At 71.8% G+C, this 8538-nt stretch carries 8 protein-coding genes; 3 read left to right on the forward strand and 5 right to left on the reverse strand.

The annotated features are described in order from the left end of the window. Positions 1-99: 99 nt before the first annotated feature. The 4 genes from FLX07_RS34350 to FLX07_RS34365 all read right to left on the reverse strand — a co-directional run bounded on the left by FLX07_RS34350 (position 100) and on the right by FLX07_RS34365 (position 4312). The gene (locus tag FLX07_RS34350) at positions 100-687 is read right to left on the reverse strand and encodes a TetR/AcrR family transcriptional regulator (protein WP_142575855.1); all 588 of its coding nucleotides are present in this window, start codon (positions 685-687) and stop codon (positions 100-102) included. A 271-nt stretch (positions 688-958) separates the two neighbouring features. Continuing rightward, positions 959-2173 carry an LLM class flavin-dependent oxidoreductase gene (locus FLX07_RS34355; protein WP_142575858.1) on the reverse strand — a complete coding sequence of 405 codons (1215 nt, stop codon included), beginning with the start codon at positions 2171-2173 and terminating at the stop codon, positions 959-961. After that, positions 2170-3522, reverse strand: coding sequence for an NtaA/DmoA family FMN-dependent monooxygenase (locus FLX07_RS34360; protein ID WP_142575860.1), 1353 nt, complete (start codon positions 3520-3522; stop codon positions 2170-2172). The genes FLX07_RS34355 and FLX07_RS34360 overlap by 4 nt, the downstream gene beginning before the upstream one ends. A 91-nt stretch (positions 3523-3613) precedes the next feature. After that, a complete protein-coding gene (locus tag FLX07_RS34365; protein ID WP_142575862.1) occupies positions 3614-4312 on the reverse strand; it encodes a GNAT family N-acetyltransferase in 699 nt (232 codons plus the stop codon). A gap of 324 nt (positions 4313-4636) precedes the next feature. Between FLX07_RS34365 and FLX07_RS34370 the strand changes: the two genes are divergently transcribed. Genes FLX07_RS34370 through FLX07_RS34380 form a run of 3 tightly spaced genes read left to right on the forward strand, consistent with a single transcriptional unit; the run spans position 4637 to position 7350 of the window. Continuing rightward, on the forward strand, positions 4637-5605 hold the full coding sequence (locus tag FLX07_RS34370) for an amino acid ABC transporter permease (RefSeq protein ID WP_142575864.1): 969 nt from the start codon (positions 4637-4639) through the stop codon (positions 5603-5605). After that, positions 5602-6366, forward strand: a complete 765-nt coding sequence (locus FLX07_RS34375; protein ID WP_142575866.1) for an amino acid ABC transporter ATP-binding protein — start codon at positions 5602-5604, stop codon at positions 6364-6366. Before FLX07_RS34370 ends, FLX07_RS34375 begins: the two co-directional genes overlap by 4 nt. Before the next feature lie 18 nt (positions 6367-6384). Then, complete coding sequence (locus tag FLX07_RS34380; RefSeq protein ID WP_142575868.1) at positions 6385-7350, forward strand: ABC transporter substrate-binding protein; 966 nt, start codon at positions 6385-6387, stop codon at positions 7348-7350. Positions 7351-7367: 17 nt separating this feature from the next. Here the strand turns inward: FLX07_RS34380 and FLX07_RS34385 are convergent, their stop codons facing one another. Further along, positions 7368-8360 (reverse strand): Acg family FMN-binding oxidoreductase, encoded by a 993-nt coding sequence (locus tag FLX07_RS34385; RefSeq protein ID WP_142575870.1) that lies wholly within the window; start codon positions 8358-8360, stop codon positions 7368-7370. Positions 8361-8538 lie beyond the last annotated feature (178 nt).

The following is an 8538-nucleotide window of genomic DNA, read 5'->3' on the forward strand; positions in this document are numbered from 1 at the left end:
CGGGGTGTGGCGAGGGGAGCGGGGCGACGGGCGGCGCGGAGGGTCGGTGCGCGAGAGGAGGGGGCGGCGGGCGGCGTACGAGGGTTGGTGCGGCGAGGGTCAGTCTTCAGGGATCGTGATGCCCTCCAGCACCAGCCGCAGGAATCGCGGGCTGCCGTCTCTGCCGGAGGCGGCCTGCTCGCGCACCCAGGCCGCGCCGTTGAGGAGGTCGAACAGCTCCTCGGGCGTGAGGTCGGGCCGCACCCTGCCGGCCGCCTGGGCGGCGCGCAGCAGGTCGGCGCCGCCGCGGCGCATCGCGGCGCACATGGCGTGGGAGGGGGTGCCCTCGTCGTACATGCTCCGGGCGAGGATGCCGACCAGGCCGCGGAAGGTGCTGAAGTGCACGACGGCCTCGCGCATCCACTCGATCAGCGAGTCGAGCGGATCCGGTCCGCCGGCCAGCCGTTCGGCGTGGGCGACGAGGCTCTCCAGGCCGTCGCGGGTGGCGGCCTCCACGAGTGAGGCACGGGTGGGGAAGTGCCGATACAGGGTGCCGATGGCGACGCCCGCCTGGCTCGCGACATCCTCCAGCGAGGTGTCGGCGCCCGAGGTCTCGAACGCCTTGCGCGCCGCGGCGAGGATGGCGTCGTAGTTGCGCCGGCCGTCCGCGCGCTTCGGGCGCTGGGCGATGTAGGGCTTCGCGTCCATCGGTACCTCCCGCTTAACTTCCTGAGGCTACCTCATCTTGAATCTTGACCATCAACCTGAGGAGTCCTCAGGAAATTCCGTCGCCTGACCTGAGGATGCCTCTCGGCATCTGGCGGACCGTGGAACTCCGCGGTTCGTCGGGGCCGCCGCCCTGGTCGCCGTGGCGGCGTCCTGGTATCGCCCCCGAGCGCGGGCCTGACGTCGGCCGCCCAGGCGATCCCGCGTGAGGGGCGAGCGGTCCGCGCCGGCTCGCCCCCCCCCCCCCGCGGATTCATGCCGCGTAGCGGCTGGCGGGACGGGCCAGGCCGAGCCGTCCGCGCAGGTCCACCGTCTCGTACGCCGTCCGGAACGCGCCCGCGTTCTGCAGGGCGGGCACGAGGGCCCTGGTGATCGCCACCAGGTCGTGAGGGAGCTGTCCCGGCCGGAGCCGGAATCCCTCCAACCCCGCCTCCCGCCACTCCAGCAGCAGCCCGGCGAGCTCCTCGGGGGTGCCGGTGAAGACGTGGGCGTCCCAATCGAGTTCGGCACCGTCGAGTTCGGCGCTCTTGAGTTCGGCGCCGTCGAGGTCGTCCAGCCGGGCCTTCCGGCCGTACGCGTCGCGGGAGTCGAGGAAGACCACCAGGTCGGCGAAGATCCGCAACGGCGGCTCGGTGCGTCCGACGGCCGCCTCCGCCGCCCGGACGCTCTCCACGATCGCGGCGGCGTCCTCCCGGTCGCGTGGCGTGACGTACACGACGTCGCTAGACCGGGCCGCGAACTCGTACGACAGCGTGTCGTGGGCCAGGGAGGTGACCGGCGGCTGGCCCTGCGGGGAGCGCGGCGTGATCGAAGGACCCTTCACGCTGAACCACTCGCCGCGGAAGTCGATGTGGTGGAGCTTGTCGCGGTCGACGAACCGGCCGGTCGCGACGTCGCGGATCTCGGCGTCGTCCTCCCAGCTGTCCCACAGGCGGCGGACCACCTCGACCGCGTCGGCGGCCTCGGCGAACAGGCCCAGCACGTGCTCGCCGAAGACGGGATCCCGGTCGCCGGAGTAGTCCTGCGGCGGGAACGGCGGGCGGCGGCCGAAGTGGGCCACGTGGTCGGGGTGGCCGGAGATCTGAGGTCGCCAGCCGGCCCTGCCGCGGCTGACGTGGTCGAGCGAGGCGATGCCGATCGCGACGTGGAAGGGCTCGGTGTGGGTCGTGCCGGTGGTCGGCACGAGGCCGATCCGTGAGGTCAGCGGGGCGACGCGTGACGCGATCAGCACCGCGTCGAGCCGCCCGCGCACCTGGTCGAGTCGCCCGTCGGGCTCGTTGAGGCGGGAGGACTGGAGCCCGAGCGCGTCTTCGAAGGTGACGAAGTCGAGCAGGCCGCGCTCGGCTTCCGCGACGAGTCCGGCCCAGTAGCCGGGGGTGAACAGGCGGTCGGGCCGCGCGCCTTCGGCCCGCCACGCGGCCGGGTGCCAGCCCGCGCCGTCCAGCGCGACGGCGAGATGCAGGGTCATGAGGTCTCCTCGATGCCGTCCTGGGTGCGGGGGGCGAGGCCGAGGTGGTCGCGGAGGGTGGGCCCGGTGTAGTCGGCCCGGAACACGCCCTTCTCCTGAAGCAGGGGGACGACCTTGTCGACCAGGTCGTCCAGCCCGCCGGGAGTCAGATGGGGCACGAAGATGAAGCCGTCGGCCGCGTCGGCCTGCACGAAGTGATCGATCTCGTCGGCGACCGAACGCGGCGTGCCGATGAAGGTCTGCGGCGCGGAGACCTCGATGGCGAGCTCGCGGATCGACAGGTTCTTCTCCTCGGCGAGGGCGCGCCACTTGGCCACCAGCTCGCCACGGTCGCGGCGAAACGCCGCGTGGCCCTTGGACACCCCCTCGTCGAGGTCCGGCTCGACGTCGGGCAGCGGGCCGTCCGGGTCGTATCCCGAAAGGTCGCGGCCCCACACGGCCTCCAGGAAGTAGATCGCCGTCTGCGGGCCGACCTGCGCGCGGCGGATCTCGACGGCCCGTTCCGCGGCCTCGGCCTCGGTGTCGCCGAGCACGTACGTCACCGCGGGAAGGATCTTCAGCTCCTCCGGCCGCCGGCCGTAGGCGGCGAGCCTGCGCTTGACGTCACGGTAGAAGGCGCGGCCCTCCTCCAGCTTGCTGTGCCTGCTGAAGATCACGTCAGCCGACGAGGCGGCGAACTCGCGGCCCTCGTCCGAGTCTCCGGCCTGGATGATCACGGGGTGGCCCTGCGGGCCGCGCGGCACGTTGAACAGTCCCGAAATGTCGAAGTGCCGTCCCCGGTGCCGGAAGGGGGTGACGCCGCCGGGCCGCAGGAACCGCCCCGCCTCCGGATCCGCGGCCACCGCGTCCGACGCCCACGAGTCCCACAACTCCCTGGCGGTCTGCAGGAACTCCTTGGCCCGGGTGTACCGGTCGGCCTCGGCCAGGAAGCCGCCCCGGCGGAAGTTCTCCCCGGTGAAGGCGTCGAAGCTGGTCACCACGTTCCACGCGGCCCGGCCGCCGCTCAGGTGGTCGAGCGTGGCCAGCCGCCGCGCCACCTCGTACGGTTCGTTGAAGGTGGAGTTCACCGTCGCGGCGAGCCCCAGGTGGGTGGTGACGGCGGCCAGGGCGGACAGGACCGTGAGCGACTCCGGGCGTCCCATGACGTCCAGGTCGTGGATGCGTCCCTTCGCCTCGCGCAGCCGCAGTCCTTCCGCCAGGAAGAAGAAGTCGAACTTCCCGCGTTCGGCCGTCTGGGCGAGGTGGCGGAACGAGTCGAAGTCGATCTGACTGCCCGACGCGGGGTCGGACCAGACCGTGGTGTTGTTCACGCCGGGGAAGTGCGCGGCGAGATGGATCTGCTTGGTCACGGGGGACTCCTGACGTCTCGGCCGGCGTGCAGCTAAACCAACTAATATAGTAGGTATATGGGGTTTTGTCGTCAATCAATCGGCCTCGTGCTCATGCGACCGGCACGTCGGCAGGCGCCCGGAGGGTGGCGAACGTGGTCCGCCGGCGGAGGCGGAAGCCGAGCTTCTCGTACACCCGGATCGCCGCGGTGTTGTTCGCGGCGGCGTGCAGGAACGGGGTCTCGCCGCGGGCGCGGATGGCGGCGGCGACGGCCGGCACCAGCCGTGACGCCAGCCCCTGGCGGCGGAAGGCCGGGTCGGTGCAGACCGCGCTGATCTCCGTCCAGCCGGGTGGGTGCAGCCGCTCCCCGGCCATCGCGACCAGCGCGCCGCCGCGGCGGATGCCCAGGTAGACGCCCATCTCGATGGTGCGCGGCCGGAACGGTCCCGGCTGCGCGCGTGCGACGAGGTCCAGCATCTCCGGCACGTCCGACGCCCGCAGGCGGACCGCCTCGTCGTCGGGCGCGGGGACCACGTCGTCGCCGACCAGTTGCACGCCCCCGCCGTGCGCGACCACCTCCCACCCGTCCGGCGCCGCGGCGGCCTCGCCGGTGACCGGGATCGTCGCGCCGGGCCCCGCGAGCGCGGCGAGGTCGCTCCAGTCCGCCGGTCGGGGGTCGTCGGGCAGCGCGAAGAACGGCGAGACGTCATCCGGGTAGCGCAACGCGCCGCCGTGCCGTTCGGCGAAGCGCGCGTGCGGGCCGGTCAGCGACGCCCACACGGGATTGTCCAGGAGGTGCCGGTCGCTCATCGCGGCTCTCCTCGGGACGCGTCGTGGCCGGTGCTCACACTCGCCTCCATGGTCATCTCGTCGCGGGGCGCGGCCGTCGGCGCCGCCAGACGCGGGGAACACGGATTCCTTCGGCATCGGGCCTCCTGTCACTCGTCCTCATCCGGGAGGCATCCTAGGCAATTACCTACTAAACAAGTAGGTCTTGACGGTATTGCGTACCTGTGCCGAAGATGGAGGCACGTCGGACGTCCGCGATCAGCGCGGTCGCCGGGAGGGTTGATCCATGACTGCCGAGCTCTTCGCGCTCAATCACGACCACTCACCGCACGCCACGGAGGCACGATGACCGCGCCCGCCGTGCTGGAGGAGGCGGCGGCGGAGACCGCCGGCTCGCTGACCGTGCTCAAGGCGCGTCACCCGGGACGCTGGATCGCCGGCGCCGCGGTGGCGGTGCTGCTGGCGATGGCGGTCAACGCGCTGGTCACCAATCCGGCCTGGGACTGGCCGGTCGTCGGCGCATACCTGTTCCATCCCTCGGTGGTGCACGCGGTGCTGTTCACCGTGGAGCTGACCGCGCTCGGCATCGTGCTGGGTTTCCTGCTGGGCACCGCGCTCGCGCTGATGCGGCTGTCCCGCGTCCCGCTGCTCGCGTCGGCGGCCTGGGGCTACGTGTGGCTGTTCCGCTCGGTGCCGCTCATCCTGCAGCTGCTGTTCTGGTACAACCTCGCCGCCCTGTACAAGCAGATCTCGTTCGGGGTGCCGTTCGGGCCCGCGTTCTTCTCCGTCGACTCGATGGACCTGATCGGGCCGGTGACGGCCGCCGCGCTCGGCCTGGCGCTGCACCAGGCGGCGTACGCCGCGGAGATCGTCCGCGGAGGCCTCCTGTCGGTGGACCCGGGCCAGCTGGAGGCGGCCGCCGCGCTCGGCATCCCGCGGGCCAGGCAGATCTTCCGGATCCAGCTTCCCCAGGCCATGCGGTCGATCGTCCCGGCGGCGGGCAACGAGATCATCGGCCTGGTCAAGGGCACCTCGGTCGTCTACATCATGGCGTTGCCCGAGCTGTTCTACCAGGTTCAGGTGATCTACAACCGCAACGGCCGGGTGATCGCGATGCTGCTGGTGGCCGCGATCTGGTATCTCGTCCTCACCACGGTGCTGTCGGCCGCGCAGCACTACGTGGAACGCCGGTTCGGCCGGGGCCTCGCGCAGGCCCTGCCGCCCACGCCGCTGCAGCGGGTGCGCCGGATCCTCTCCGTACGGCGGGCCGCCCGGCGGCAGCGCCCGGCCTGGGGCGGAGGCGAGCGGCGATGAGCACTCCCATGGTCGACGTGCGCGGCGTGCACAAGAGCTACGGCCCTCTGGAGGTCCTGCGCGGGGTGGACCTGCAGGTCCAGCCCGGCGAGGTGACGGTGATCATCGGTCCGTCCGGGTCGGGCAAGTCGACGCTCCTGCGCAGCATCAACCACCTGGAGAAGATCGACCGCGGGTACGTCGCCATCGACGGCGAGTTCGTCGGCTACCGGCGGTCCGGAGACCGGCTGTACGAGCTGCGGGAACGCGAGATCCTGCGCCGGCGCACCCAGATCGGCTTCGTCTTCCAGAACTTCAACCTGTTCCCCCATCTCACCGTCCGGGAGAACGTGACCGAGGCCCCGATCTCGGCGCAGGGCCGCCCACGCGGCCAGGCCGAGGCGCTGGCGACCGAGCTGCTGGCGCAGGTGGGCCTGTCCGACAAGGCCGAGGCCTATCCGCGGCAGCTGTCCGGGGGACAGCGGCAACGCGTCGCGATCGCCCGGGCCCTGGCCCTGCGGCCCAAGGTCGTGCTGTTCGACGAGCCCACCTCGGCACTCGACCCCGAGCTGGTGGGCGAGGTGCTGGAAGTGATGAAGGCGCTCGCCCGCAACGGCACCACCATGATCGTCGTGACCCACGAGATCGGCTTCGCCCGCGAGGTCGCCGACACCGTGGTCTTCATGGACGCCGGTCAGATCGTGGAGCACGGACCGCCCCGGCAGGTGCTCGACCGGCCGAGGCACGACCGTACGCGCGCCTTCCTCAGCAAGGTGCTCTGAACCCTGAAGGACGATCGCATGTCACCATCCCGATTATCCGTGCTCGGCGTGTCCGCTCTGCTGCTGACGGCCGCCTGCGGCACGGCTCCCTACGACGGCGACGCGGCCGCTGCCGCGGCCCCGCCCGGCGTCTTGAAGATCAACACGAGTCCGGAGCAGAACCGGATCCGGGCCGCGAAGGTGGAGGCGATCGCCGCCGAGGTGCCCGCCGCGATCCGGGCCAAGGGGGAGTTCCTGATCGGCACCTCCACCTTCGAGCCACCGCTGTCGTTCGTCGCCGACGACGACGTCACCCCGATCGGGGTGGAGGAGGACATCGCCTCACTCGTGGCCGACGTTCTCGGCCTGAAGGTGCGCATCGAGGCCACCTCGTGGGGGAACCTGTTCCTCGCGGTGCGGTCCGGCAAGTACACGGCCGGCTTCTCCAACATCACCGTCACCGAGGAGCGCAAGGACGTCTACGACTTCGCCACCTACCGGCTCGACCAGGTGGCATGGGAGGTGCCGAAGGACAGCACGATCACCTCGATCGCCGAGCCGGCCGACGTGGCCGGGCTCAGCGTGGCCGTGGGCTCCGGCACCAACCAGGAGAAGATCCTGCTGGGCTGGGACAGGCAGAACCGCGCCGCCGGGCGGAAACCCGCTCAGATCCAGTACTACAAGCAGGCGGCCGACACCTATCTGGCGCTCAGGTCCGGCCGGATCCAGGCGTACTTCGCACCCAACCCCACCTCCGCCTACCACGCCGCGGTGAGCGGCGACACGAAGATCGTCGGCACCTACTCCGGCGCCGGGCCCACGCTCCAGGGGCTCATCGCCGCGATGACGCGGAAGGGAAACGGCCTGGCCAAGCCGATCGCCGACGCCCTCAACGCCCTCATCGAGGACGGCACGTACGCCAAGGTCCTCACCCGCTGGGGCCTGTCCGGCGAGGCCGTCCCCGAATCCGTGGTCAACCCGCCCGGTTTGCCCCGCGAGCAGTAGGCCATCTCGGCGCCGGCTCACACCGCGCAGCCTTCGCGGGGCCGGGCCGGAGGGGTTCCCCTCAGCTCAGCGGCGGGGCGGCGGGGTGCGCGGGGGACCGCCGGGCCGTACCCCAGCCGGATGATCATCTGGATGTGCCCGCGCCGGTGGTGGGGATCGCTGCGTCGGCGCATGTCGCGGAGGTCGAGCGGCTGGTTGAGGAACGAGGCCGAGACGCCGTGGACGGTCGCGGTCAGCAGCAGGCGCTGCAGGGCCTGGCCGGCGCGCAGCCAGTCGGCGGGGCCGTCGCCCGAGGTGGTGAGCACCGCCAGCCGGGGATTCGACTCGAAACGGACCCCCCGGCGCTCCCCGCGCGTCCCGAAGTCGCGGACGGGCGCAGGGTCGTCTGCGCAGCCGGGCCCCCGCACGTAGGACGGCAGGCCGTCGCGGCGGTTTCCGCTCATCGTCCACGCCCGCAGCTCGGCCTGGTAGTCGCGGTCCTTGCCGAGCTCGTCGTCGGCGACGGCGATGTGTTCCAGCAGGTCCGCCGTGGCGTGCCGCTCCAGCGTGACCAGGCGCGTCCCCTCGCAGGACGCCGCGTGGCGCAGGTCGGCCAGCACGTGCGGGGGAACCGGCCGCTCGCCGAAGGGCTCCCGGTTGGTCCGGCGCACGCCGATGCGGTCGTACAGTTCGCGGGTTCGCCCGGAAGCCGGTCCGTACGGCGACACGCGGACGGCGGCCAGGAGCAGCGGCTCCTCCGCGGTGTTGGGCAGGAGCCAGATCAGCGGCCGGTGACCGGCCGTCCGCACGGCGAGCCGGAGGTTGAACAGAGCGGCGCCACAGCTGACGTGCAGTGAACGCCCCCGGGGGTCGCTGACGCGCAGCCGCCGGTCGGGGTCGGCCAGCAGTTCGGCGAACTCCCCGCGGACCGCTGCGAGCCGCCAGGGCTGCGTGTTGAGCACCGAGGGCGCCTGCCCGGCGGCGGTGAGCAGCCGGTGAAAAGCGCGTTCTGTGGCGAAGGGAGAGTGCACGGCGCACCTTCTTCAGGGAGGGTCTTCTGCCTTCAAGGAGGGTCTTCGGAAGGGTTACTTGAGGATCGGGTAGCGGCGGACGAGTGGGGTGGCGGCCCATTGGGTGCCGAGTCCGAGGGTGGTGCCGGCGCCGGTGAGGGCGAGTCCGATCAGGGCGATGGCGTAGACGATGTGTTCG

The organism is Microbispora bryophytorum (assembly GCF_006874465.1).
In the GTDB taxonomy this organism is placed as follows: Bacteria; Actinomycetota; Actinomycetes; order Streptosporangiales; family Streptosporangiaceae; genus Microbispora; species Microbispora bryophytorum.